This window comes from Pedobacter sp. ASV12, assembly GCF_016429155.1.
Classification (GTDB): domain Bacteria; phylum Bacteroidota; class Bacteroidia; order Sphingobacteriales; family Sphingobacteriaceae; genus Pedobacter.
Window position 1 is genome coordinate 26917 of the sequence record NZ_JAELUC010000025.1, and the last position, 24935, is coordinate 51851.

Genomic DNA, 24935 nt, shown 5'->3' on the forward strand with positions numbered 1-24935 from the left:
GGCATCCGAGAACGAGGATTACAAATTTTGGGGCGGACAAAAAGCGGACATTTAGGTTGAAGGTTGGAAGGGAGAAGGATGGAGGGCTGGAAGGCTGGAAGGGAGAGGGCTGGAAGGGCAAACAGGTTTTCAGATCACAGTTGGCAACTAGCTAATTCCCCCAATCAGCCGATGAACCCATTTTCGGTTAACAATATGTTACGCTCAAACGAACCAGGGCAAGTAACTAATGACCATCGAACCTAATCATTCAAAGCACAGATGTAATCTTCAAGAATGGAATCATCTGGCACATTGATTCGCTTTTTCAATCTTCTTTTGCTTCGCGAAACACTGTCTACGCTGATGCCGAGCATATTGGCAATTTGCCCATTGTTCAGTTGCAGGCAAATTAAACTGGCCAAACGCTCTTCTGCCGGATTAATATGGACCAACAATTGTTTGAGCCGGGGGAAAAACAAAGGATATGCCTTGCTGAAAGCTTCTTTAAACCTGCTCCATTCCTCATCGGTTAACAGCACATAATTGAGCAAGCTATCGTTTAGGTTTTCTGTACCGTTCGCCTTAATTGTTCGCTCTAAATTCTTGATCAGTTTTTCCTTTTCGCTGATGTTTTTGGCGAAGGTGCCGAGCCTTTCCCTGGCTTCTTTAATTTCCAGATCTTTGGCCATCCGGTCGCGGTTTAAGATTTCGGTCTGGTGCTTGGTTTTCAGCTTTTGCCTGTTGTACAGCAAAAGACTGATCACCGTTAACAAAAAAATACCGGCTAATATAGAGTTCCTCACCAGTTTCTCCTGTTGAAGCTTGGCATTGATATTTTCCAGGCTGTTCTGAATATTGTCAAATTCTATTTTTGTTTTTACGTCTGAAAGTTTTTTAGAACTGATGTCGAGCAGGCGTTTGCTGCTCAGTTCATGGTAAATATCGCCATATTTATAGGCACTATCTGGAACATTCAGTTTTTGATAGCTTTTTTCAATGCCCTTTGCAGCCAATAATTGCTGTTCTACTACATAAAGTTCCGACTTGAATGTCCATTGGTAAGCTTCTTTCCATTTGGCTAAGGCTTCCTGATAGCGCCGATGTTCAAAATCAATTGCGGCCAAAATGTTCTGTGCCATGGCCATGTTGTTGTACGAGCCCAATCTGCGGCTCTCGTTAAGCTGCAACTTGACGAGGGGAATGCCTTCCTGTTCACGACCCTGCAACACAAGCGCATGGCCAATGTTTCCTTTGGCTATAGCTAGCCAAAGTGTCTGTATATAGGGTTCTTGATCGGGCTTTTTAACCAGTGTATCTATAATTTGCCGGTAATAGTACTTGGCGCTGTCGTATTGGTTAAGCTTGAGGTACGATGCACCTACAATGTCTAACTGGAAGAGATATACCCTCGGATCCCAGGTTTTTTTTGCGGTATTTTTAAAAGCAAGACACTGTAATCCGTAATTGATGCTTTGCCTATAATCATTACTTTGATAGAGGCCAAAGCTTACGTTAAAGAAGCGGTTATGTACATATTTAAAATGCGAAAAACCGATTTTCCGTTGCAGTTCGATGGCTTTCAGGTTATACAGGATATACCGGTTGGTGCCTCTGCCAATCTCTGCACAAAGCGTATACACCTCTGCTTTCAACTGGTCGTCTTTGAGTTTATGGGCCAGTTTGATGCAATTGTAGATATTTACCGAATCTTGGACAAGGCGTTTTTGTTCAAATTCGAATTTGCCCAGGATTTCGTACATGATCAGCCTGATCTTCAACCTGTCGTCGGGATTTTGATCAACATAGGCATGCAACATGCCCAGCAGTTGCTGATGTTTGGGCAGGTTTAGCCGGCGGTTTTCTTTTTGCGCCTTCAATTGTGCATAACCTACTTCGGCGCGATGCGTTTGGCTGGTATCGGCTACCCGCCAGGCATCGATCAGTGGCCTGATTGGTTTTGGCTGGGCAAAACCCAAGGCAAAGCAGCTGCACCAAAGTGCCAAAAGCAACAACAGCTTGTTCATTGGAGATGCAAAATTAGGTTGGCTAAGATAATATTATTGATCGAGAATAGGCAATAGCGGGCCTGGCATTTGAAAATGCCTACAACTGATATATTTTTAGTACCTTTGCTCACGAAGCAGAATTTCTTTAATCATTTTAAAGCAACTCGCAAGTTAGTCTTTCCCACAATGATTGTTCTAGCTTCTTCAATTTACATTAAACAGACCTACTTTGTTATTTACAGATTTAAGACTCATTCCGCCTATTTTAAAGGCGCTTGAAACCGAGGGTTATACCCAACCAACCCCTATACAGGAAAAAGCCATACCCAGTATCCTCAAAATAAAGGATTTGCTGGGTTGCGCACAAACCGGAACTGGCAAAACCGCCGCTTTTGCCATTCCCATGCTGCAGATTTTGCATATGCGCCACCTCAACACCAACAAAAGGGCCATCAAAGCGCTGGTACTTACCCCTACCCGCGAATTGGCCATCCAGATTCAGGAAAGCTTTAATGCCTATGGCAAAAACGTAAACCTCAAAAACCTGGTTATTTTCGGTGGCGTAGGCCAACAGCCACAGGTAGATGCCCTCAAAAAAGGTGTTGATATTCTGGTAGCCACGCCAGGCCGTTTGCTCGACCTGATGAACCAAGGTTACATCAGCCTTAAGGAAATCGAAATTTTTGTGCTCGACGAGGCTGACCGCATGCTCGACATGGGCTTTATCCACGACGTGAAAAGAGTGGTAGCCAAACTGCCAGAGAAAAGACAAACACTTTTCTTTTCGGCAACCATGCCAACCGAAATCCAAAAACTGGCCAATACCATTCTCCAAGATCCGGTTACAGTTGAAGTGACCCCGGTTTCTTCAACCGCAGAAACCATTAACCAATCGGTTTATTTTGTAGATAAGCCGGATAAAAAGAAATTGCTAAGTCATTTGCTCGACGAGTTGAACATAGACCATGCCCTGGTGTTTACACGCACCAAACACGGTGCCGACCGTATTGCCAAAGATTTGGTGAAACTGGGCGTCAAGGCCGCCGCTATTCACGGCGACAAATCGCAAAATGCCAGACAAAGAGCGCTAAACAGCTTTAAAGACAGGGAATTGCGGGTTTTGGTAGCCACCGATATTGCCGCCAGGGGAATCGATATCGACGATTTGCAGTATGTGTTCAACTACGATTTGCCCAACATTCCGGAAACCTATGTACACCGCATTGGCCGTACAGGCAGAGCAGGTGCCAGCGGTAGCGCCATTTCTTTTGTAGACGGCGAGGAGAACGAATACCTGATCGATATCCACAAGCTCATTAAACGGGTTATTCCTATTGTAGAAGACCATCCTTTTCCCTTGAGCTGGCAAGGCATGATGGCCAAAAAAGAGGTGGTGCGCCAACCGCAGAAAGATTCGAAAGGCAGCGGTACCAAACCCAACAAGAAAAAATTCCACAAACGCGGCCCAAGAAGGAACTAGCTCACGGGCCAATGGCCAATAGTCCTTCGCTAAGCTGATCAATGCTTCTTCCGGTATTCATCGGGAGAAGCATTTTTTAACGAAATAAAAATGGCTTCAGCCAGTTATTCTTCGCCATGATAATTGGGGGCAACCAACAACTACCTGTTGATATTGTTCGGCCTTACATACACCATTTGCATCACATTGATGTTCCGCATTTCGAAGGCTGCTTCGCAATAGTTGAGGTAATAGTTCCATTTGCGAACAAATCGCTCATCAAAACCCAAAGCCTTCACTTTGGCTATTTGCTGGTTAAAATTTTCGTACCACAGTCTTAATGTTCGGGCATAATCGAGCCCAAGATCTTTTAAATCAACCAAAGTCAATTCGCTGGTTTGGTTAATGGCCTTGTTAAGCGCAGCGACCGACGGCAGCAAAGAGCCCGGAAAAATATGTTTTTGTATCCAATCTACCCCATTGCGCAGGCTTTCGTAACGGCTATCTGGACTGGTAATCACCTGAAAAGCCAAAATACCATCCTTTTTAAGCACTTCGTTGCATTTGGCAAAATAGGATTTGAAATAGTGGTGGCCTACAGCTTCCAACATTTCTACGGAAACGATTTTATCAAACCGTCCCTCAATGTTGCGATAATCTTGGATGATAATTTCCACTTTATCGGCTAATCCGGCTTCGGCTACGCGTTGTTGCGCCAGTTGCTGCTGTTCTACAGAAATGGTAACCGAAGTTACTTTGCAACCATAGTTTTTAGCCATAAAAATGGCATTGGCACCCCAACCACTGCCTATTTCGAGTACATGGTCGCTGGCTTTGAGCTGCAGCTGCTCGCAAAGCCGACGGTATTTTTCGTCTTGGGCCTGGGCCAAAGAAAGATCGGGCGTTTTGAAATAAGCCGATGAATAGGTCATGGAAGGATCGAGGAAAAGCGCAAAAAAATCGTTGCTGAGATCATAATGTTCAGCGATGTTCTTCTGCGAGCCGGTAATACTGTTTGCCCGATGGTTATGCCCCAGGCGATTAAGCCATTTGAGTAAATTGAGGCCGATATTTTTGATTTTGCTACCCGATACTGAAGGGGCATTCTCAATATTGAGGATCACCCATTTAATCACGCTGGCAATGCTGTCGGTTTCCCATAAGCCATTTACATAAGCCTCACCAAAACCAATATCTCCATAAAGCACAATATTCTTAAAAAAGGTATTGTCTTTTACTACAATCCTGGCCTGAATGGCGGCATACTGCTGGCCAAAGGCCAAGCTCTCGCCGTTGGGCAAATGCAGCTGCAAATAGCCTTCCTGCATCTTATCCAATGCCCGTAATACTGCGTTTTCGTAAAATCCTGATTGCTGTTTGGCTAGAGAGATGGAAGACATTGATTATAGATTAGGTTTATAGGGTTTATATACGTCTTTTTGCAAATGCTGGTTTGCGTCCTTGGCATGGTATTTTATTTTTTTTGTCCACAGCAGCAGGGCCTGCCAATGGATCATCCACATGACCCGCAACGGAATAAGGGGCATCGCAAAGAAATAGCGAAGCATGCTGGCATTGCTAAGCGCTTTTTGCTTTCCTTTTAAGGTACTGACAAAAAACAGTTGTCCCTTTTTATCGTGATCGTTGATTTTGATATCGAGTTCCTGACCGGGAATGGCCAAATCAAAGTCGAAAAAATCGTCGAGGTCTGTAAATGGCGAAACATAGAACAACTTAGCTGTCCTGAGTCTGAAATGTCCGTTTTGGAGTTCATCTTTGCCAAAAAAGAACATTTTCATTTCATGGAAGGTATTGCTGATTTCTGCCACTGCACAAAGAGGCCTATCCTCCTCGTCGAAGCAGAAGTAGAAAGAAACGGGATTGAAATTATAGCCCAGCACGGAAAGATTGGTTAACAGCATAATTTTGCCTCCCCCTATTTCGACGCCATTTTGGGCCAAATATCTACTTATTTGTTCTTTGGTGGAGCCAAAAGACTTGGCATGGGCAATTGGTGGACTTCCGGCTTTCTTTTCGAGCTGGATATGGTCCTTGTCTCTAAAACTAAAAAGATTAAACCGATTATGGCCAAACCAGCGCAATTTTTTATCGAGCAGTTCCAGCTCGTCCAAGTTGATGTAGAACAGGTATATCCTGTACCAAAAGCTGTGTTTTTTAGGCCACAGCCTGTGGTGCATCACTTTTGCAGTATATAGGCCAGAGGTGAAATTCATGATGGCTATCAAATGGAAGATGGTTTATGGAAAAGGGCTTCCAGATTGTACCTATTTAACCGATGAAATCTTGATAGCCACAAATATTTTTTTGAGCCCGAAGGCTTCCTCCCTAAATTTTTTACCTTCTGTTTCAATTTGTTGATCATCATCTAATTTCTTAAGCACGCTTAACCAATCAATGTTCGGCCTGACAGCTGTTCAGTTTTTGTATTCGCAGCACGATGTTTTTAGGTATAGGCTAAATATACCAAAAACCTATTTCATATGCCACTTCCGCTGTGTCCTTTTCCATTTCCCAGCGCCTTCATTTTCCGTCTTACATCGCTCTGCACAACTCAACCGCACTTTTATAGGCATCTTCGTGGAAACCGTATTTGAAATAGCTGCCACAAAAGTACACCGGTCCACTTTCGTTGAGCAGATACAATTCAGACTGGGCCTTCATGGCAGGCACATCGAACAAGGGATGTTCGTAGGCGATTTCCATAATGACCTTTTCCCGGTCTAGGCTTGGTCCGGGATTAATCGACACGAAATAGTCTTTCTTTTTGGAAACACCCTGCAATTTGTTCATCCAGTAAATGGTGCTTGGCACCAGCGTATCGCCCTGCTTTTCTATCCTGTAGTTCCAGCTGCTCCAAGCCATTTTCTTTTGGGGCATCTGTCCTTTATCGGTATGCAATACCGCCAAATTGGGCTGGTATTTAAACTTGGCTAAGAGCCGTTGCTCAGCTGCTGTTTTATCCTGCAATATTTCGAAGGCCTGATTGGCATGGCAAGCCAAGATCACCTTGTCGAAAACAATTTCTTCGCCTTTCGAGGTAACCACCATTACTTTGCCATCGCTAAGGCGTCTAACGGCAACAATCTTGGTATTGATGCGGATCTGGTTCCTGAACGGAGCAATCAGCTTTTCTCGGTACGACTGGCTGCCATTATGCAAGGTGTACCACTGATGCTGCGTATTCAAGCCCAAAAAACCATGGTTCTTGAAAAAACGTACAAGCGATACCACCGGAAAATCGAGTACCTGCTCCATGGGGGTAGACCATACTGCCGAACTCATCGGAATGAGGTATTTCCACAACATATCTTCGCCATAGCCAAATTCTTTGATGTATTGGCTTAGCGAATAATCCATATACTTCGGATTGTCGAGTATCTGCACGCTCTCCCGATTAAACCGATTGATCTGCAGCAACATCTTCAGGAAAGCAGGATTGAACAGGTTGCGTTTCTGGGCAAAAAGATGCCTGAGGCTCGAACCACAATATTCCAATCCGTCGGGAACATGCTGCACACTGAATGACATATCGGTCTTTTTTACTGGCGCCTCTATCTCCTCAAAAAGTGCACAAAGATTGGGATAGGTTTGGTAATTGAACACCATAAATCCAGTGTCGATGTACACCGGCTTGCCCTCTTCTTCGAGGGTGATGGTATTGGTATGTCCGCCCACATAATTTAGGGATTCGAAAATGGTAAGGTCGTATTTCTTGTAGAGGTGGTGTGCACAGCCCATTCCGGCTATGCCGGTTCCTATAACAGCAACTTTCTGCATAAAATCCTTGTGCTTTTAATTATTTTTTTCGAACAGGTAATGGCATACCATCCACTCGTTGCCTTGATTATAGTTGAACAGTTCGGCGCAGGCCATGTAAAAAAGGCGCCAATACACCCACCATTTTACCGCATTTTTTGGCCCATAGGTCTCTTGTAAAATAGGCATGATCTCTTTTTTGTGCCTGTCCATATTGGCCAGCCAGGCTTCTGATGTTCTGCCATAATGTGTACCGTTAACCACCCAATGTTCGCTTACTTGCAAATGGTCGTTAAAATAGAACAGCAAGTGGTTGGAAGGCATGATGCCCCCGGTAAAGAAATACTTGCTCATCCAGTCGGTTTCGTCAACTACTTCATATTTATAGGCCAGGGTACGATGGGTAAAGATATGAACGAAGAGCTTTCCATCGGGTTTTAAAAAAGAAGCTACCTTGGCCAACAGCAATTGGTAGTTGCGCATGTGTTCGAACATTTCGACCGAAACAACACGGTCAAACGAATCGGCAATGGCGAAAGTATTCATATCGGCAGTTAGCACGGTTAGGTTAGCGATGCCCCGCTTATTTGCCTCATCATCGATGAAGGCTTTTTGCGTTGCCGAATTGGAAACAACGGTAAATTTGCTTTCCGGAAATTTGGCAGCCATGTAAAGCGACAGCGAACCCCAGCCACAACCTAATTCCAACACATTTTGCCCATTTTGCAACTGGGCCCTTTCGCAGGTTAAGGCCAGCATGTCGTTTTCCGAAGTATCAATATCGCGTACACCCGGGTTCCAATATCCGCTGCTATATTTGAGGTTTTTGCCCAGGCAATATTTGAAAAACTGGGTGGGAAGTTCGTAATGCTGCTGGTTGGCATCGGCGGTATTGATTGCTATGGGCGAAGACTTTAAATCTGCTATGAGCGTCATCAATTTACGTTGCTGCAGTTCTTCGTTGCCTAAGGTTTCGTCTTTAAGTCGCTGCCTCAGCAGCTTTCTGATTCCCGCGCGAAGCAGCGAATCTGGTAATTTATCGTTTTCAAGAAGTTGGTCGTACCACATAGATTATTGTTGTTGTAAAAGCGCTATGATTGTTTTTTAAACCATGGCCAGAAGGCGCTGGTTGTTTCCTGGTATTTTTTATAAGCTATGGGCTTGCTGCGTAAATTTTGTTCTTCGTTGTTTGGCACCCCCGTAACGTTAAGCAAAAGGTATAAAATAATGGCCGGGCCAATGATGGCGACGAAGCCCCAGGGCGAGGCCAGTGCAAACACAAAATAAGCCATCCAGCACAGCCATTCGAAAAAATAATTGGGATGCCTGCTGTAACGCCAGAGGCCTGTATCGCATACCTTGCCTTTATTGTTTGGATTGCGCTTAAAACTGGCCAGTTGCTTGTCTGCCACCATTTCGCCAATAAAAGCCACCAACCAAATACCCAAGCCAACATATTCGATCGCATCTATCTTTGGCGCTGGATTAGCCATTACCAATAAGAAAGGAATGGCCAGCAGCACATTGGAAATGGCTTGAAACTGAAAAAAGAAAAAGAAATTACGCGTTGCCTTGTCGCCCCAGTCTTTCCGCAGCTGCTGGTAACGGCCTTCTTCTTGATCCAAATGACCGATTACCCGTTGCCACAGGTGAAGTCCCAACCTTAATTCGGCCAACAGGAACATACCTCCAATCAGTAGCTTGCGTGTTTCGAAGCCATCAGACAGCCAATAAATGAGGAGGGTGATTACCGGAAAGTTGAGTGCCCAAAACACATCGACCACCCCGGCATTTTTGATGCGTCGGGCCCAGAGCCAAACCAAAGCCATAATGGCACAGCAGACCAGCAGGCAAATGAGTGCGATAAATAGAAGATTCTTATGATCCATTCGAGTAGCAAGTATCGAGCAGCAAGACAGATTAACCCCACACCTTTCACCCGCTGCCTTCTGGCCATCTATCTTTCTACAAGCAGTTCTTTAACACCTTGGCCCGGCTTTAGTTTGAATAATTTGATCAAAACATAAGCACAAGTAGCCAAGCTACCTAAACATACGAATAAAATTGTCCAAAGGATTTTAATTGGGATGTATTTTTCTTTATAAAACATCCACAAAGCAATGATCAGGATATTCGCATAGAAATCCCATAAGGTTGCGCGCATCCAAGGGATAGCTCCCAAAAAATCCCATTGCTCAAATAGAGAGCTTGCTAAACTGGTGCTAATCACCACATAGGCCATCCATACCAAAACAACAGAAAAAATAATCTTTAAGGTGGTGATTGTTTTCATGGCGCTTAGATTTTTCTGATTCTGATGATACGCATCCAGTGCAGCACCTTCATGACCGGATAGGTTGGATCGAACTCGAACCACCTGGTGGCAAAATTGGGACTGTTTGGCTTTTTATGATGGTTGTTCTGAAACAGCTCGCCCATGAGCAGAAAATCCCAAGGCAAAGAATTTTTGCTGTGATCGTCGTTGTCGTGGTTCGCATACCCGTACTTGTGGCCGCACCAGTTGACGATGGCTCCATGCAGGGGGCCCATTAAAAAATGGATCGGCAACAACAGGAACATCCACCAATGGGTAGCAAATACTACGTAGAACCAAATATAGAAAAGTGCGCAGCCGATGCGCCAGAACCAGGAATCGCCAATACGGTCAACCAAAGGCCACTCGGGATAGTTGCCCCGAAAAGCAGGCTCTGGTTCTATTTTATTGTGCAGGTAGTTAAGATACATGTTTTTAGTGGCGATCATCATGCCAAATACATCCTTAAAAAAATGTGGCGAATGCGGATCTTTCTCGGTGTCGCTGTAGGCATGGTGCATGCGGTGCAATATGGCATAGGCCCTTGGATTTAAAAAAGACGAGCCCTGCGAAACCAGCAAAACCAGGTAAAAGAATTTTTCCCAAAAAGGCTCCATCTTGAACATCTTGTGCGATGAGTAACGGTGCAGAAAAAAGGTCTGGCTAAATAGCGACAGGAACCAATGGGCTAAAAAGAATATTAAAATAATCATGAAATATGTAGTACTATATAAACGGCAATTAAAGGAATTTGGTTTTTTAAGCTTTTGTTAAGTGGGTAAACACCAGGTATAAAATTGTTCCGCCCGCACTTAGCACACTCATGGCCACCGTCATGATGAGGTAGCTGAGCAAAGTGAGCCAAAACACTTTTACCCGCGAAAGCTTATCAAAAAACTGGATGTTGACCCAAAGATTAAGGCCAAAGCCTATAAATGCCACGACAGTGCTCATTACTTTGAGCAAAGGGCTGTCGGCCAATAAATAGTTGAGCGGAAAGAACAGCAGCATTACCACCAAAGCCTGCCCCAATAAAAAAGCAGCCATCACAAAATGCTCAACAAAATTATAGCGCTGGCTTCTGAAGGCGAGAAAAGAGCCCAATGCTGAAAACGGCAAGGCGATCATCATGTAAGCTACATAGTGCTGCGAAGCCCACTCGTTAAGTCGTTGAAAAGCAGCCGCTCCATTTTCGCTAAATTCGTACTTTATGCCACCTGCAACATCGGTATGAAAATAGAGGCTTAAAATTCCGTACAGCGTGGCCAGCAAAATCACCAATGAAATCGGCCTAAAATGCCTGATCCTCTTCCCTTCGATGTATTCGCGGATGGAATAGCCCGGGCGGGTAAAAAGCTCTTTAATGGTGTAGAACACCCCTTTATCAAAATGCAACAGGTGATGCTGGATATCGTGCCATAAATAATGGGCACTTAATCGATGGGTATCTGTGGCTTGGCCGCAATTACTGCAATAGTTGCCCGCCGTTAAGGCCTGGCAATTCTTACAACTTGTAGATTCTTGCATGCAGTTTTATTACCTCCCGAAATCGTCTTGTACGCGTACGATATCACTCTCGTCTGATGGATTTTGGGCATCGGTATGTTGCCAGATTTCGGCTACTACGCCCCAGTCTTCTAAGCCGATCAAACGGTGGCGCTCGCCTTGCTGCAATTTGATCTGGTCTTTGGGATAGTAGGTTTTTACTTCGCCCTCCTCGTCGGTGGCGCTGGTTTTAATGCCAACGGTACCACTTACCACTTGCCAAATTTCGGCTCTGCGGTGATGGTATTGCCACGAAAGGCGGGTATTTGGGGCAACAATTAAAATCTTAGGGCTTAATTTTCCGCCTATTTTAAGACTGTTTACATCCAGACCGTCAAAATAAGTATCGGCAAACTGCTGGGCCTGGTCTTCGTCTATTACAAAAAAACCGCCCCACGGACGGGTCTCATCACGGTTTACGACGTTAAAACCTTCTATCTGCAAACGTTGTGCAACGGTATCGAATATTTCTGTTTTTTGAGTTTCCATATCGCCGTAAAAATAAGAAAAAAGCCCTTTCGGGCTTCATCTTTTTTCAACAAACATCTTACTAGCTACAGATTGGCAGGCCATTAGCTTAGTTTTGCTACTTGATTTCGTGTATCACTACATCGAGACCCAAACCTGCAGATTGCAAAATAAGCGGAAAATTGGGGTTATTCAAGATCCAAAGCTCTATTTTGCCGTCTTCGCTGGCTACCTGCGTAGCGTCGATTTCCTTGCCGTCTAGTTTCATGGGATTTAAACCGGTTTCCTTAGGCTTAAACTTCAGGCCATTGTAGGTAAACGACTTATTAGCAGTTAAGGATTTATAGGCATCTTTCGAAATCAGTCCATAGGTTTCGCTATCGCTTAATTTGGTGGTTCCCTGCGGCGGCTGTTGCGTATAAATTTCCTTGCCGCTTTCGTAGGCCTTTTGGCTGAGCTCGAAAGCACCTTCGCCGTAGCCATCTACAAACCAGGCCAAGGTAATTGGTGTTTCTATACGCTTTATGGTAAAGGTTACAGGCACCTCCTGACTTTGTACAAACACCGTTGCGTTTAGCGTGGTTCCGGCCTTGATTTCGGGCATGAATTTCTGTGCAAAGCCCGTTATCGCAAGGCCTAGGCCACATAAGGTAAAAACAATTTTTCTGATCATGGTTTTAGTTTTTGGGTTAAAGGTTTACCCGATCAATTTATACAATTTAAGTGGCTTCAAAAACAAGGCATTGTTATTTTTAGTATAAATCTTCAACCCAAAAATCAAACCGCTAAATATTGCTGTAGGCTTTTTTTGCCAACGAATTAGCTTTGAGGTAAACAAAAGTGCGTTGGGCATCGAAAATGATATTGAATCGTTTAAGCACATCGCCACCAATGATACTCATTTTTTGCCTGCCGATAGCACCTGCAAAAAACCCAACCGGCACATTGTCCAGTTCTATTTTGCCAAGGGCGAAACCCGGCAAGATGGCTTTTTGGGTTTTGATGACATTGCCATATGAGTCTTTCAGCGATTTTTCGCCAACGATCTCAAGCTTTTTGTCTAACTGGTTGGTGGCCGTAAAGACATCGTCGAACAAAATGGCACCGGCATAGCCCGAATGTATCAAAAACTTATTGCTGAGGCTCTTGCCATCCAATTTGCTTGTGCCTGCTATAAACATGTTGCCGTTGATATAGCTTAGGGGCATTTTTTCATATTTTTTCGCCTTGGCCGGCAATTTTTCGTAAACCAGGATCTGGCTTTTGTCGAAATCGATTTCTACCACCTTGTTCTTAAAAAGATCAGGGCCGAATTTGCCCTCGGTTTGCTGGCCGGAATTTTTGTCTTCCCATACCTCCAGGTTTTCCCACACCAAGTCGCCTATTTTAAGGCTGTTGCTTTTGCTGTACCTCGACTCGCTCTCGCCACCCCAGCTTTTTACGCTGTCTACCCTATCAAAAACCAGGCTTTTCATTCTTTTGGTGGCTTCTTCGGTGAGCATTAACGAACTTGCTGCGGTATGGAACATCAGGCTTACAGTATCTTTATGATTAACCAGGGCCTTTACTGCCATGTTGTTGTATTTGGTAAGCTGAAAAGGGATGATGGCAGGTTTTGAGCTTTGTGCCCAAAGCAACTGGTTGCAAAAGGCAAGCAAGACGAATAGCAAAGATTTGAATTTGTTCATGGGATTGGTTTCTTTGTTGTGTTATTGATTAAAACAAAGCCCTCGGAATGGCTCCGAAGGCTTTACAAATTAGAGATTTAATGCCTGATTGGGCAATTCTATCCTACATTTTACTTTATTTCTTCGAAACTGATGGCATAGCCGCCCGCAGCTGCACAAAACTGCGCCAACTTACTTTTGCTGGTTACCGTTATTTTACGGATGTTGTAAGCCTGCGGATTGGTTTTGTAATTGGTTTCCTGGGTATCGGCATAAATAGTTGCCATGTATTTTTTGCCTTTTTCCAAGAAGTCGAGCGTAATATTCGATGTCCGCACATTATCGCCGTTTACACTACCCAAAAACCATTTGCCTGTGCCTTTGGCCTTGCGGGCTACGGTAAGGTACTGGCCGGGCTCGGCTTCGAGGTATTTGCTGTCGTCCCAATCAACCGCCACATCTTTGATAAACTGAAAAGCATCCGGAAAGCGCTCGTAATGCTCGGGCATATCTGCCGCCATTTGCAAAGGGCTGTACAATGTTAAATACAAAGCCAATTGGTTGGCCAGCGTACTGTTTACGTGCGAATTGTTGTTCGGGCTGAACTTGCTGATGTCCATTTCGAAAATCCCAGGCGTATAATCCATCGGGCCACCCAACAACCTGGTAAACGGCAGGATGGTAACGTGGTTGGGCTTTGAACCCCCAAAGGCCTGGTATTCGGTGCCTCTGGCCGATTCGTTGCCAATCAGGTTGGGGTAGGTACGGGCAATGCCTGTTGGGCGTACGGCCTCGTGCGCATTGACCATGATGTGGTAGTCGGCCGCCTTTTCTATGGCATATTGGTAGTGATTGATCATCCATTGGCTGTAATGGTTTTCGCCTACCGGCAAAATGTTACCTACATAACCGCTCTTAACCGCATCGTAGCCATTGGCCTTCATAAATTTGTAGGCGGTATCGATGTGGCGCTCATAATTTCGAACCGACGATGAGGTTTCGTGGTGCATGATGAGTTTAATGCCTTTGGCTTTGGCATAAGCCTGCAGTTCTTGCACATTAAAATCGGGATACGGCGTTACAAAATCGAACACATAATCTTTCAAATGGCCAAACCAGTCTTCCCATCCCACATTCCAACCTTCAACCAATACGGCATCAAAACCGTTTTTAGCGGCAAAGTCGATGTATTTTTTAACATTGGCCGTGGTGGCGCCATGTTTGCCGTTGGGTTTGGCCTTGTTGTAGTTGGTGATGCCCAATTCAACCGTCGGGTAATCGTCGGTATAGGCCCAGGTGCTTTTGCCGGTAATCATTTCCCACCAAACCCCCATGTATTTTACGGGCTTGATCCACGAAACATCCTTGATTTTTGAAGGTTCGTTCAGATTATAGATCATTTTTGAGGCTACAATATCACGGGCATCATCGCTAACCATTACGGTACGCCAAGGGGTGTTGAACGGCACCTGAACATAACCCTTATCGCCTTTGGCATCGGGCGTTAGCCACGATTGGAAAGTCATGGTACGGTCGTCGAGGTTAAGGTGCATGCACGGATAGTTGAGGAGCGCGGCTTCGTGGATATTGAGGTACAAGCCGTCGTTGGTTTTCATCATCAGCGAAGTTTGAACGCCTGTTGGCGAAAACCCCTGCTGCGATACATTGGCGGTTCTGGCCTTTTCGCCCAAAGCCCTGATTTCGCTCAGCTTGGTGGTATTGTAATCATATTCCTGGGTATCGTAATCGCCCGGAATCCAAAAAGCGGTATGATCGCCGGCCATGGCAAATTCGGTTTTTTCTTCTTTTACCACAAAGTAAGTGAGGTTCTTTTGCGTAGGGAATTCGTAGCGAAAGCCCAGGCCTTCATCAAAAAGACGGAAACGGATCCGAATTTTCCGGTCGGTTTCTTTTTGGGCAAGCGTTACGGCCAATTCGTTGTAATGGTTGCGAATGATGTTTACTTCGCCCCAAACCGGTTTCCAGGTTTCGTCGAAGGTAGAAGTCTGGGTGTCGGCAATGGTAAAATCGCTTAACAGGGATTTTTTATCGTCTTTCAGTTCAAGTCCCAGCTTACTGGTTTTAACCACGTCTTTTTGCTTGTATTGCAGCCTGTAAGTCGGCGTTCCGTTGGCATTGAGCGCAAAGCTCATGGTGATATTTCCATTTGGCGATTTGAGTTGCTGCGCCTTAACCGCACAGGTAAACACAAATACCCAAACCATTAACAGTTGTAGTTTCTTCATATTGCTGAATTTGGCAATAAAATTAGCCTAATATTTCTAGAAAAAATAATCTTGTAACAAAGACCGTGATTTTAGGGTGAGCACCTCACATCAACAACAAGGCGATGGCTTTGCGACCACCTTAGCTGCCTTAGAAAAGAAAGGCTGAGGAAAGGAAAAATCTTTTTGTTATCCATCCTATTTACTTAAATAACCGTAACTTTAACCTCCTCATGAAAATCGAAAGCCACCAAGTAAACGGCGCCCAAATTGCCGAAATCATAGCCGACACCACCATTATTAAAACCGCCGAAGATGGCCTCGATTTACTGGGAAACTTGTATTATCAGGGCTTCGACAAAATTATTGTTCGCGAAAGCCAGCTTACACCGGCATTTTTCGACCTGAAGAACGGCATGGCCGGAGAAATCCTGCAAAAATTCTCAAACTATCGGGTTCAGCTGGCCATCGTTGGCGATTTTTCGCCTTATACCAGCAAAAGCATCAGGGATTTCATGTTGGAAAGCAATACCAGAAAACACGTCAATTTCGTGGACTCGCTGGCAACTGCCATTCAGGTACTTTCGGAAAATAACCGAACTTCGTGATTTCCTTGCCTAGTTTCCTGGCAGCCTGACCGATTTTTCGGCAGGGGTTTCGTTGAAATAGGATACCTTGCCCTCGCCTTCTCTTTCGGTACGCCCGCTGCGTTGCAAAACCAATGCGGTACGGTTGCCATTAGCGCCGATGCTAAAAGTGTAGGTATATTTTTCCAGTTTCCGTGGACTGCTTTTCAGCCTTTTACCCCAGGTTTCGTTAATGGCGCGATTGGTTACGTCGCTGTTTCCATTAGATGTCTTTCCCATTTTACTCCATTCCTCATTTTGTCCGTTGATAGGATTGACGGTAAGCTGATTACCATTTACCGACCACGTACCGGTTTCGTGTTCATAAGTTTTGGTAGTAGTATAATGTGAGGCTAAAACCTGAACAAACCTGTAAGTACCGTCGGCATTGAACTGGTATTGGCCGGTAAAAAACCCTCCGGTGTTATAGCCGGTCATGCTTCCTGCCCCTGTAAATTTTTCGGTAGAAGTTCCCTCCCATATCCTTCCCGCAAGCGGCGCATTACTGCTGTTACCTGTGGTTAAGGTTTTTTGCGAGGTTGCGGGCAAAACCGGATTGCCGTGCTCATCTTGCCCAGTTTTCGACAGCTCTAAGGAGTTCAGAAAATCAGCCAAATCTTTTTCATACTGCTGGCTGTTGGCCATAACCACCACGCTCACTGTTTGTCCGTTGCCCGTGGCCGAAAGCAAGGCCACCTTACCTTTATTGCCTTTATCGGTATAGGTGCTGCTTCCCGTTACAATTCCCCAGCCGTTTTCATGGGTGGCGGGCTGCATTACAGGCTCTCCATCTACCTGGATCTGGCCTTTGATGGCTGCCGTCCATTTGCGGTTAAAATTTTCATCGGCAGAAGCGGCAGAAGGTTTTGCCTTGGTGATGATAACCATGGCGTAGGCTCCGGTTTTTTGATCAGAAACCGCCAACTGAACCGCCACTTCGTTTTGTTGTGGCTGCCAGCCTTTGGGCTGGATAAAAGAGATGACATCAAAGGTTTGCCTTTGGGCAAAGCTGGTACAGCTCATCAGCAAAAATGAATGAAGGAGAAGGATGATTTTGAGCAGTTTCATGGCTATGGATTCTTCGGCTTATTGATAATTGTCTATGGTGAAGTTAATGGTGTTGTTCCGATAAGGCCAAAGCAGGTATTAAGCAATACGAGAACTATCTTTTTCATGACTTAACGTTTAACAGGATAAAATTAGACCAGCTGACCAGGGAAATCAATCGTTAAAAAGGATGATTTTATGCCTAGCGTATCGTTAGGATATCGTTATTTGGGAGTGTACAAACACATTGGCGCTGTTGCTTCCAGCAATAAGGCTCATCCGTCCCGAAACACTGAACTTTACGCCTTTATCGCTCAACTGTGCATCGCCCATTGGCTGATTGGCTTCGGCAATATGCTGGTCGACTGTTTATCCAATTGCCGCTGCGCCTGTTTGATTTTAGCTTGTACTTCCTTATTTGTGGTTGGATTTTTGGACTGGGCCAACACTATTGTGGCTGGCAACAAAGCGATTAGTATGAGGGATAAAAATTTCATAGCCGTTAAATTTGGTGAGACAGACATTGGCATTATTTTACTGTGGCAACTGTTTATTTTCGAAGCCAGTTTTAAATCCGGGCGGATTATCGATGATTGATTTGTTAGCTTCCATCAGCTTGTAGCTAACTTCATATTGATGGCTATTGGAGTTGCCTTCCCTTTGGGTTGGCCCAGTCATTTTGAGGATAAGACAATAATCCTGGCTTCCTGAAAAATATTTGATTTCAAAAGCATAGGTTGCTTTTTCCAATTTATAATCAGCTGTTTTTACAGGGTTGCCCCAAACCTTGGTGCTTTGTCCCTTAGCCCACCAACCGCCCTTGCCCTGTTTGGGGGTAACGGTAAGCTGGTTGCCATTAACCGAGTAAGTTCCGGTTTCGTAAACGAATAAAATATCCTTCATCAGGGTTTGCCATTGCTTGTTGCGGAACAGGTAGGTGCCATCGGGATAAAAAGCATATTCTTTTCTCATGTAGCCCGCGGTATATTGCGGAAAGCCATTGACGTAACTCCCTGTCGTTTCCAAGGTATTATCGCACCATAAGCCCACTATAGAAGTTTTTCCGGCTCCGCCTTTGACAACAGGCTTTGCGGCAACCACATTGGCTTGCGCCACTTTTGCCCATTCGAGCGAGTTGATTAATGCCAACAGTTCTTTTTCGTAGACCCTGGTATTGGCTATTGCAACCACGCTTACCATTTGTCCGCCACCTGTAGCAGTTAACAAAGTAGCCATTCCCTGATTGGCTCCTTCGGTGTAATTGGCGCGGCCAGAAATTACAGTCCACCCGTTTTGCTTGGTGGCTTGTTGCAGGCTCGGTTCACCGTTTACCTGTACTGAGCCCTTTACTAACCTGAGCCAATCATTGCTGAAATTTTCATTGGCTGATGCAGTTGATGCATTGGCCTTGGTAATAACGGCAATGGCATAGCTACCGGTTTTGCTATCCATAACCGAAAGCTGCAGGCCACCTTCGCCTTGCTGCTGCTGCCAGCCCTTGGGCATCGTAAAAAAGACGGCATCAAAGCTTTGCTTTTGGGCAAAACCCGCATAGCCCATTAATAAAAATAAATTCATCAGCAACATATTTTTAATCAGTTTCATAGCGGTGTTTTTAAACATAAACCATAGGATAAAACTAGATTGGATGACATGGGGAAACAATCATCAAAAAAGATGATTTTATCGTTTCGAACCACCCCTGTTATTGAATTTCAAACCCATATGACCAACCATGCTCGAAAAGAGATAAAACCGCAAGGCTTACATTGCTGTACGGGTGGCGGATTGGTAAAATGAAAATGGAACTTAACTGATTGCCGTCCTTTTTAACGACGGCTTTTTTACCGCAAACCCAAAAAATCATTAAAAAAGATGATGAAAAATACGGCGCCACAATATTTTATTTGCATTGTAGAAAAGCGTAAATTAACGTATGAAAAAATCATTGCTCTTCTTATTAGTAGGTTTCATCAGTTTTGCTGCGCAGGCGCAGACGGCCATGCGTAAAGACAGCTTACTGCAATTGCTCCCCAACGCCAAAGAAGATACCAACAAAGTGCAACTGTATCTGAATATAGGCAACGTATACGAGCTTGACGACACAAAAACCGCTGAAAAATACTATAAAATGGCCGGCGACCTCAGCAAACGGCTAAATTACAAGAAGGGTATTATCAAATTCATCTCTAATTACACGGGTATTTTAAATGCGAAAGGTGCGCTTGACAGTTCCTTGCTGCTTAACAAGCAGGCCCTTCAAATTGCCAAACAACTTAACGATGCCGTAATTATTGCAAAAACAACGGCTAATGTGGGCAACAGCTTCAACTTTCTGGGCCAATATGAAGACGCCGTCTATTATTATGAAATTGCTAAAAAGAATTTTGACCAAATCAATGACCCGTATTTGGCCGCGCGGATGAACGACCTGATCCAAAATGTATATTTCCATCTGTATCAGTATGAAAAAGGGATACAGTATGGCAAAGAGGCTGTTCGTTATTTTAGAACAGCAGGAAAAGAGATAGAGCTGGGGCAAGCCTCGCTCAACTTGGCCAACAACTATCAGTCGCTCAACAATAATGCCTCTGCCTTGGCCTGTTATCAAGAAGGGCTTGCCATTTCCAAAAAAACAGGCTACAAAGCCTTGGAACTCGCCTGTCTGATTGGTATCGGTAATATTTATTTTCACCGCTACGATGCCGATGGCATGCGCAAATACCATGAAGCGGCACTAACGCTCAGCAAGCAACTCAACGACTCGGAAGGCGAAGTCATTGCTGGACGAGGCATGGCCCTGCATTTCCTCCTCAAAAAAGACTTCAAAACAGCGAAAAGCTATATTTCGGCTTCGCTTAAACTGGCCGACAGCCTTGATTTGAAACAGGAAAAATTTGAAGGTCTAAAGGTGATGTCGGGTATTTTATTCGGCCTGCACGACGTTGTTGCTGCAGAGCAGTATTTAGACAGCGCATCCGCTATCGAAACCAAACTGCGGGGCGAAGAAATCCAGAGCAAAACCTTGTTGCTAGAGAAGAAATTTGAAACAGCAAAAAAAGAAACGCAAATCAAACTCCAACAGGCACAACTCAGGCAAAAGAGCAACCTGATCTATTTCCTGATTGTTGGCGCCATAGCCTTGCTGGTTATTTCGCTGCTGGGCTACCGCAATTACAGGCATCGCCGCAAACTACAACAAGCAAAAATTGACGAATTGGAAACCGAGAAACAACTCACTGCTACAGAAGCCGTGCTCAAAGGCGAAGAACAGGAACGCACCCGTTTGGCCAAAGACCTGCACGATGGCTTGGGAGGCCTGCTGAGCGGCATCAAATACTCATTAAGTAACATGAAAGGCAACCTGATTTTAACCCCCGACAATGCCCAGGCTTTTGAACGCAGCATGGATATGCTAGATAGCTCTATACGCGAAATGCGCCGCGTAGCCCACAACATGATGCCCGAAATACTGGTGCGATATGGGCTAGACACTGCACTAAAAGAGTTTTGCCACGAAATTAACCAAAGCGGCGTGCTGGCCATAAACTATCAATCGGTTGGCATGAACAAGGCCGCCATCGAACAAACCACTGCCGTGGCTGTTTATCGAATTGTGCAGGAATTGGTCAACAATTCCATTAAGCATGCCTACGCCAAAAATGTACTGGTACAGCTGCACCTGTCAGAACAGGAAAGATTGTTGGCGATTACCGTAGAAGATGATGGCAATGGTTTCGACACCGCCACATTAAACGAGGCCACCGGTATGGGCTGGCAGAACATCCAAAACCGGGTCGAGTTTTTAAAAGGCAAGCTCGATGTGCAGTCGGCTGCCAACAAGGGTACTTCTGTAATGATTGAAATCGCGATCTGATGAAAGCTGGCATTTTTATAGTTGACGATCATTACATGGTGATCGAGGGCATCCGCTCCTTGCTGCAAAACGAAAAAACCATCGATTGGATGGGCCACGCCACCAACGCAGCCTCCTGTTTGGCTTTTCTCAAGCAGCACCAGCCCGACGTTATCCTCATGGATGTAAACCTGCCCGACAGGAGTGGTACCGATCTTTGCAAAGAGGTACGGCAGCTATATCCGTCGGTACTGGTGTTGGGTTTGAGCACCTTTAACCAGCAAACCATTATTCAAAATATGATGGCCAACGGCGCTTCTGGCTATCTATTGAAAAACGCCACCAAAGAAGAGCTGCTCGAAGCCATTAGCGAGGTGCTGAAAGGCAAAAACTACTTCAGTTTTGAAGCTGCCGTAGCCTTAAGAGAGCCCCAAGAGAAGCATCCGCTCATTACCCGGCGCGAAAAGGAAGTACTGCAACTCATTGCCGAAGGCTTAACCAATGCCGAAATATCGGAAAAGCTCTTCATCAGCATGCCTACGGTAAATACCCATCGCAAAAGTCTGCTCGAAAAATTCGAAGTCAAGAATACGGCTACGCTGATAGGTAAAGCCATCAAAATTGGCTTGCTCTAATATGTTGGCTTTGTTCGTGTCCGGAATTATTTATCGGCCATTGAAATCGCCTTTTCCAACACTTCGTCTTTTCCCTTTTTAATGCCATTTATGCTTGGCTTTACCACAAGATTAGGCACGATGCCAATTCTCTGCGTTTCTTTTCCATCGGGATAATAAACCCCGATTTGGGTAAAACTGGCAGCCAAGCCGCCCGGAAAAGCAACAGCCATACCCACACTTCCGTCGGCGCCAGCCGTTTGGCTGCCCATAATGGTGGTATTTGGCCTGGTACTTAAAGCCATAGCCGATAGCTCGGCCAAGCTTTGGGTTTCTTCATTAACCAAAACAATTAGTTTTCCCTTGTAGTTATCGGTCCTTTCCTCGCCTATCCGCAGGTTTTTCATGTATTCGTCGGGCATGTACGTGAAAAGTCCTGGTGTTTCCGTACTGCCACCCGTATACCTGGCAATATCCATAGGCTTAGCAAACAGGTATTTACCAATTTCCCATACAAACGCCGATTCTTTCGGGTAGCTACGCAAATCGATGATCATGGCTTTGGTTTTCATGGCCAATGGCATGACCTGAGCCAACTGTTTAAGGCCTAACCTTTCGGGATTGAAATAAGCAATGTTGGTATTGATGATTTTAAAACCGGTATCTGCAGGCAGCGGTTTTTTGTAATTGGTTTTATTAACCGAAAAACATTTGAGACTGGTGCTTTCCATGTGGCCATCACGCAGGTAAGTTACCTGCATCAGGGTATCATTGGTCCTCATCAGCCGACTGGTCAGTTTCCTGAGCTGGGTGGGATAATTCGAGGCGATTGCATAAGGCAGCTTGTCTTTTAAGAGCTGTTCTACCGGAACATTGTTGATGCTTTTTATCACATCTCCCCTTTTTAGCGTATTGATACCCACTACTTCGTCGTTGCTGTAGCTCACCACTGGCTTGTTGTCAACAAAAACAATTTCGATATTAGGCCTCAAGCCGCCATAAAATGTTTTGAGCGCACTATCATAAGGCGAAACATCGGTATGCGAATCCTTAATCTCGCCAACGAACTCTACCACTGCAAGCTTGTAGCTCAATTCGTCTTTGGCCGCGATAATTTTGGGAATGTATTCGTTCAGCACGTTGCCCCAAGGCTTATCTGTTAAATTTTTATAAGGCGCAAAATATTCAAAAATGCTCCAGAACCTGAATAGGCCCAGCAACCTGTAACCCGCATCTGGATATTTAAAACTGGCATATGGTGCTTCGTTCTTAAAAATGGCCACCGGTGTTTCGGCATCGTACAATTTCACATAGTAGCTTTCTTCGGTCCTGTCGGCAGTTTTAATGGCATTCAATTGCTCAATAAGGGGCTTGCTTAAACCCGAAGTCTTAAACCAATCGAAATTAGGCCTGTATTTGATTTGCCTGGCATCAATCACTCGGGGTGCAGCCGTTTTAAAAGCACCCAAACCAGCTATCCATTGATGCAGTATTTCGTTTCTTTCGGCATTCGTTTTAACCGCCAATATTTTGGGCATGATCCTGAAAAGTTCGAAATCCCAATTGTAATTGCCTTGGGCAATTGCCGGATGATGGTATTTTAAAAAGCCCCATAGCTTGCCCAGCAACGCCAAATTGCTGGTTTGGGCGGGGGTTAGCGTATTGATGGCAATGGCAGAACCCGCCACAAATTCCTTGTCAAAAGCCGCCTTTTTAGCCTTGTCGTTGGCAGCGGGCTGTTGGGCATTTACCTTAAATACAATCAAAAAAGCGAAGAGAGCTAAAAAAATCTTTTTCATCCTAAAATTATCTCCTGTTAAAAAACTTGCCTAAAAGTAAGCCCGCCCAACTTAAAACAAACTTTAAAATTGATATCCGCAAGGATTGGATTAATATCCGTTGAAAGGAATAGCATTTGCCAAAGGCCAGAGGCAGGCTAAGAAGCCTAAGATCTTGGATAAGCCTTCAGCAGTTCGCGTATATCTTTGAGCTTTCTAACAGATACCGGAATTTTGATACCGTTGGTCAACATAATCGTATTGCCTTTGGTTAAGCTGAGGATATGCTGCAGGTTAATGATATAGGATTGATGGCAGCGCACAAAAAGGGAGCTTGGCAATATGGCCTCGTAATGCTTCAGGATTTTCGACACAACGATTTCCTTGCCGTCTTTCAGGAAAAAGGTGGTATAGCCCCCGTCGGATTTACAATAAACCAGGTCTTTATAATCGACCAAATAGATGTTGTTTAGCGTGCTTAGGGTAATCTTGCTAGAATCTCCGGTAAAATTATTCACGGCCCCCTTTATTTGTAAGGCATGGAGGGCATTTCTTTTGAGCGCCTTTTCAATGGCCACTTCAAACTCATCATCGATAAGGGGTTTCAACAGGTAATCGATAGCCCCTGCTTTTAACGCCTTAATGGCATATTCGTCAAAACTGGTCATAATGATCACGGCGAAATCAGGATCTTCAAATTTCTCAAGCAAATCGAAACCTGTGCCGTCTGTTAGCTGTACATCGAGCAAAATTACATCAGGTTTGTGCTTAATGATGGCCGGATAAGCGGTGCTGATGTCGCGACATTCGGCAACGATGCTTACATCTTTTCGCTTTTCGAGCAAAATACGGCAAACTGCGCCTACATGGGGCTCGTCGTCAATCAGTACAATCTTAGTCATAAGCTGTTATAAACGGGATTATCAACTTTACGGTCAGGCCTGGCTGGCCGTTGCGGCGTGGTTCTATTACCAGGGATGATTTGATCTTATGCTGCTTATTCAACAAAGCTAAGCGTTCTTTGATGATTTGAATAGAAAATGATTTTTTGGTTGGCTGTTGTACCTTATCCTGCAGGCCGATGCCATTATCTATAATTTCGCAACTTAGGCAACGCTGTTCCAATGCCATTTTAATTGTTAGCAAACCTTTATAAGCTATGGGCTTAAAAGCATGCTCAATGGCGTTTTCAAGCAGAGGCTGCAACAGCATATTGGGGATTTTGATTTCCTCGGCCATTGCCTCAACTTCCTCAGACAGGCTAAATTGATAGTCGAATTTATCTGCCACCCGCAGTTGCTGCAGTTCGATATATTTTTGCAGGATATCTAGTTCGTCGCTCAAATAAATAAACTTGTTTCTTGAATTTTCAAAGATCAGCCTGTTGAGCACCTGTCTCTTATACACATCTGACGCTGCCGACGAACCACGACAAAAAAAATGTTTGTGGGGGGGGGGGGGGGGGGGGGGGGGGGGGGGGGGGGGGGGGGGGGGGGGGGGGGGGGGGGGGGGGGGGGGGGGGGGGGGGGGGGGGGGGGGGGGGGGGGGGGGGGGGGGGGGGGGGGGGGGGG

At 45.0% G+C, this 24935-nt stretch carries 24 protein-coding genes; 6 read left to right on the forward strand and 18 right to left on the reverse strand.

All coding sequences use genetic code 11. The annotated features are described in order from the left end of the window. Nucleotides 1-242: 242 nt before the first annotated feature. Complete coding sequence (locus JHD69_RS08410; RefSeq protein ID WP_233165788.1) at nucleotides 243-2006, reverse strand: helix-turn-helix transcriptional regulator; 1764 nt, start codon at nucleotides 2004-2006, stop codon at nucleotides 243-245. 211 nt (nucleotides 2007-2217) lie between these two features. On the opposite strand from JHD69_RS08410, the gene JHD69_RS08415 reads away from it, so the two are divergent. After that, entirely contained in the window at nucleotides 2218-3468 is a 1251-nt protein-coding gene (locus JHD69_RS08415; RefSeq protein ID WP_199139273.1) for a DEAD/DEAH box helicase, read from the forward strand. Between the two features lie 140 nt (nucleotides 3469-3608). Here the strand turns inward: JHD69_RS08415 and JHD69_RS08420 are convergent, their stop codons facing one another. The 12 genes from JHD69_RS08420 to JHD69_RS08475 form a co-directional block, all read right to left on the reverse strand. Beyond that, nucleotides 3609-4847 (reverse strand): SAM-dependent methyltransferase, encoded by a 1239-nt coding sequence (locus JHD69_RS08420; RefSeq protein WP_199139275.1) that lies wholly within the window; start codon nucleotides 4845-4847, stop codon nucleotides 3609-3611. Nucleotides 4848-4850: 3 nt separating this feature from the next. Continuing rightward, nucleotides 4851-5681: a DUF1365 domain-containing protein gene (locus tag JHD69_RS08425; protein WP_199139278.1), complete on the reverse strand. Its 831-nt coding sequence runs from the start codon at nucleotides 5679-5681 to the stop codon at nucleotides 4851-4853. A gap of 319 nt (nucleotides 5682-6000) precedes the next feature. Then, nucleotides 6001-7245: an NAD(P)/FAD-dependent oxidoreductase gene (locus tag JHD69_RS08430; protein ID WP_199139280.1), complete on the reverse strand. Its 1245-nt coding sequence runs from the start codon at nucleotides 7243-7245 to the stop codon at nucleotides 6001-6003. A 15-nt stretch (nucleotides 7246-7260) separates the two neighbouring features. Continuing rightward, the gene (locus tag JHD69_RS08435) at nucleotides 7261-8292 is read right to left on the reverse strand and encodes an SAM-dependent methyltransferase (protein WP_199139282.1); all 1032 of its coding nucleotides are present in this window, start codon (nucleotides 8290-8292) and stop codon (nucleotides 7261-7263) included. Between the two features lie 23 nt (nucleotides 8293-8315). After that, complete coding sequence (locus JHD69_RS08440; RefSeq protein ID WP_199139284.1) at nucleotides 8316-9113, reverse strand: DUF1295 domain-containing protein; 798 nt, start codon at nucleotides 9111-9113, stop codon at nucleotides 8316-8318. A 68-nt stretch (nucleotides 9114-9181) separates the two neighbouring features. Further along, nucleotides 9182-9601: a DUF1475 family protein gene (locus JHD69_RS08445; protein ID WP_199139286.1), complete on the reverse strand. Its 420-nt coding sequence runs from the start codon at nucleotides 9599-9601 to the stop codon at nucleotides 9182-9184. Then, on the reverse strand, nucleotides 9523-10251 hold the full coding sequence (locus tag JHD69_RS08450; RefSeq protein ID WP_199139288.1) for an acyl-CoA desaturase: 729 nt from the start codon (nucleotides 10249-10251) through the stop codon (nucleotides 9523-9525). The genes JHD69_RS08445 and JHD69_RS08450 overlap by 79 nt, the downstream gene beginning before the upstream one ends. 46 nt (nucleotides 10252-10297) lie before the next feature. Further along, the gene (locus tag JHD69_RS08455; RefSeq protein ID WP_199139290.1) at nucleotides 10298-11065 is read right to left on the reverse strand and encodes a DUF3667 domain-containing protein; all 768 of its coding nucleotides are present in this window, start codon (nucleotides 11063-11065) and stop codon (nucleotides 10298-10300) included. A 9-nt stretch (nucleotides 11066-11074) separates the two neighbouring features. After that, nucleotides 11075-11572, reverse strand: coding sequence for a phosphoheptose isomerase (locus JHD69_RS08460; protein ID WP_199139292.1), 498 nt, complete (start codon nucleotides 11570-11572; stop codon nucleotides 11075-11077). A gap of 97 nt (nucleotides 11573-11669) precedes the next feature. Further along, entirely contained in the window at nucleotides 11670-12224 is a 555-nt protein-coding gene (locus JHD69_RS08465) for a hypothetical protein (RefSeq protein WP_199139294.1), read from the reverse strand. A gap of 112 nt (nucleotides 12225-12336) precedes the next feature. After that, nucleotides 12337-13239: a retropepsin-like aspartic protease gene (locus JHD69_RS08470; RefSeq protein WP_199139296.1), complete on the reverse strand. Its 903-nt coding sequence runs from the start codon at nucleotides 13237-13239 to the stop codon at nucleotides 12337-12339. 110 nt (nucleotides 13240-13349) lie between these two features. After that, entirely contained in the window at nucleotides 13350-15464 is a 2115-nt protein-coding gene (locus tag JHD69_RS08475) for a glycoside hydrolase family 97 protein (RefSeq protein WP_199139298.1), read from the reverse strand. Nucleotides 15465-15676: 212 nt separating this feature from the next. Here JHD69_RS08475 and JHD69_RS08480 point away from each other — a divergent pair, with 212 nt between their 5' ends. Beyond that, complete coding sequence (locus JHD69_RS08480; protein WP_199139299.1) at nucleotides 15677-16051, forward strand: DUF4180 domain-containing protein; 375 nt, start codon at nucleotides 15677-15679, stop codon at nucleotides 16049-16051. A gap of 9 nt (nucleotides 16052-16060) precedes the next feature. Here JHD69_RS08480 and JHD69_RS08485 read toward each other — a convergent pair whose 3' ends face one another. After that, the gene (locus tag JHD69_RS08485; protein WP_199139301.1) at nucleotides 16061-17137 is read right to left on the reverse strand and encodes a hypothetical protein; all 1077 of its coding nucleotides are present in this window, start codon (nucleotides 17135-17137) and stop codon (nucleotides 16061-16063) included. 177 nt (nucleotides 17138-17314) lie between these two features. Between JHD69_RS08485 and JHD69_RS08490 the strand changes: the two genes are divergently transcribed. Continuing rightward, a complete protein-coding gene (locus JHD69_RS08490) occupies nucleotides 17315-17713 on the forward strand; it encodes a hypothetical protein (RefSeq protein WP_199139303.1) in 399 nt (132 codons plus the stop codon). Here the strand turns inward: JHD69_RS08490 and JHD69_RS08495 are convergent. Further along, the gene (locus tag JHD69_RS08495; RefSeq protein ID WP_199139305.1) at nucleotides 17651-18721 is read right to left on the reverse strand and encodes a hypothetical protein; all 1071 of its coding nucleotides are present in this window, start codon (nucleotides 18719-18721) and stop codon (nucleotides 17651-17653) included. The genes JHD69_RS08490 and JHD69_RS08495 overlap by 63 nt on opposite strands. Nucleotides 18722-19052: 331 nt before the next feature. Between JHD69_RS08495 and JHD69_RS08500 the strand changes: the two genes are divergently transcribed. Both JHD69_RS08500 and JHD69_RS08505 read left to right on the forward strand, forming a co-directional pair. Beyond that, the gene (locus JHD69_RS08500; protein WP_199139307.1) at nucleotides 19053-20993 is read left to right on the forward strand and encodes a tetratricopeptide repeat-containing sensor histidine kinase; all 1941 of its coding nucleotides are present in this window, start codon (nucleotides 19053-19055) and stop codon (nucleotides 20991-20993) included. After that, nucleotides 20993-21607, forward strand: coding sequence for a response regulator (locus JHD69_RS08505; RefSeq protein ID WP_199139309.1), 615 nt, complete (start codon nucleotides 20993-20995; stop codon nucleotides 21605-21607). Before JHD69_RS08500 ends, JHD69_RS08505 begins: the two co-directional genes overlap by 1 nt. A 26-nt stretch (nucleotides 21608-21633) precedes the next feature. Here JHD69_RS08505 and JHD69_RS08510 read toward each other — a convergent pair whose 3' ends face one another. From JHD69_RS08510 to JHD69_RS08520, 3 genes are all read right to left on the reverse strand, one after another. Then, on the reverse strand, nucleotides 21634-23385 hold the full coding sequence (locus JHD69_RS08510; RefSeq protein ID WP_199139311.1) for a S41 family peptidase: 1752 nt from the start codon (nucleotides 23383-23385) through the stop codon (nucleotides 21634-21636). A gap of 146 nt (nucleotides 23386-23531) precedes the next feature. Next, on the reverse strand, nucleotides 23532-24266 hold the full coding sequence (locus JHD69_RS08515; protein ID WP_199139313.1) for a LytR/AlgR family response regulator transcription factor: 735 nt from the start codon (nucleotides 24264-24266) through the stop codon (nucleotides 23532-23534). Continuing rightward, a complete protein-coding gene (locus JHD69_RS08520; protein ID WP_199139315.1) occupies nucleotides 24259-24708 on the reverse strand; it encodes a hypothetical protein in 450 nt (149 codons plus the stop codon). Before JHD69_RS08520 ends, JHD69_RS08515 begins: the two co-directional genes overlap by 8 nt. Before the next feature lie 10 nt (nucleotides 24709-24718). Here JHD69_RS08520 and JHD69_RS08525 point away from each other — a divergent pair. Continuing rightward, the coding region (locus JHD69_RS08525; protein ID WP_199139317.1) for a hypothetical protein at nucleotides 24719-24935 on the forward strand (217 nt) is incomplete at its 3' end.

Excerpts from the sequence above, each read along its gene's own strand:
- JHD69_RS08510 (WP_199139311.1), bottom strand. The coding sequence starts at position 23,385 with ATGAAAAAGATTTTTTTAGCTCTCTTCGCTTTTTTGATTGTATTTAAG.
- JHD69_RS08485 (WP_199139301.1), bottom strand. The coding sequence starts at position 17,137 with ATGAAACTGCTCAAAATCATCCTTCTCCTTCATTCATTTTTGCTGATG.
- JHD69_RS08515 (WP_199139313.1), bottom strand. The coding sequence starts at position 24,266 with ATGACTAAGATTGTACTGATTGACGACGAGCCCCATGTAGGCGCAGTT.
- JHD69_RS08455 (WP_199139290.1), bottom strand. The coding sequence starts at position 11,065 with ATGCAAGAATCTACAAGTTGTAAGAATTGCCAGGCCTTAACGGCGGGC.
- JHD69_RS08425 (WP_199139278.1), bottom strand. The coding sequence starts at position 5,681 with ATGAATTTCACCTCTGGCCTATATACTGCAAAAGTGATGCACCACAGG.
- JHD69_RS08430 (WP_199139280.1), bottom strand. The coding sequence starts at position 7,245 with ATGCAGAAAGTTGCTGTTATAGGAACCGGCATAGCCGGAATGGGCTGT.
- JHD69_RS08410 (WP_233165788.1), bottom strand. The coding sequence starts at position 2,006 with ATGAACAAGCTGTTGTTGCTTTTGGCACTTTGGTGCAGCTGCTTTGCC.
- JHD69_RS08460 (WP_199139292.1), bottom strand. The coding sequence starts at position 11,572 with ATGGAAACTCAAAAAACAGAAATATTCGATACCGTTGCACAACGTTTG.
- JHD69_RS08505 (WP_199139309.1), top strand. The coding sequence starts at position 20,993 with ATGAAAGCTGGCATTTTTATAGTTGACGATCATTACATGGTGATCGAG.
- JHD69_RS08500 (WP_199139307.1), top strand. The coding sequence starts at position 19,053 with ATGAAAAAATCATTGCTCTTCTTATTAGTAGGTTTCATCAGTTTTGCT.
- JHD69_RS08470 (WP_199139296.1), bottom strand. The coding sequence starts at position 13,239 with ATGAACAAATTCAAATCTTTGCTATTCGTCTTGCTTGCCTTTTGCAAC.
- JHD69_RS08495 (WP_199139305.1), bottom strand. The coding sequence starts at position 18,721 with ATGAAACTGATTAAAAATATGTTGCTGATGAATTTATTTTTATTAATG.
- JHD69_RS08480 (WP_199139299.1), top strand. The coding sequence starts at position 15,677 with ATGAAAATCGAAAGCCACCAAGTAAACGGCGCCCAAATTGCCGAAATC.
- JHD69_RS08420 (WP_199139275.1), bottom strand. The coding sequence starts at position 4,847 with ATGTCTTCCATCTCTCTAGCCAAACAGCAATCAGGATTTTACGAAAAC.
- JHD69_RS08475 (WP_199139298.1), bottom strand. The coding sequence starts at position 15,464 with ATGAAGAAACTACAACTGTTAATGGTTTGGGTATTTGTGTTTACCTGT.
- JHD69_RS08435 (WP_199139282.1), bottom strand. The coding sequence starts at position 8,292 with ATGTGGTACGACCAACTTCTTGAAAACGATAAATTACCAGATTCGCTG.
- JHD69_RS08465 (WP_199139294.1), bottom strand. The coding sequence starts at position 12,224 with ATGATCAGAAAAATTGTTTTTACCTTATGTGGCCTAGGCCTTGCGATA.
- JHD69_RS08440 (WP_199139284.1), bottom strand. The coding sequence starts at position 9,113 with ATGGATCATAAGAATCTTCTATTTATCGCACTCATTTGCCTGCTGGTC.
- JHD69_RS08490 (WP_199139303.1), top strand. The coding sequence starts at position 17,315 with ATGCCTAGCGTATCGTTAGGATATCGTTATTTGGGAGTGTACAAACAC.
- JHD69_RS08450 (WP_199139288.1), bottom strand. The coding sequence starts at position 10,251 with ATGATTATTTTAATATTCTTTTTAGCCCATTGGTTCCTGTCGCTATTT.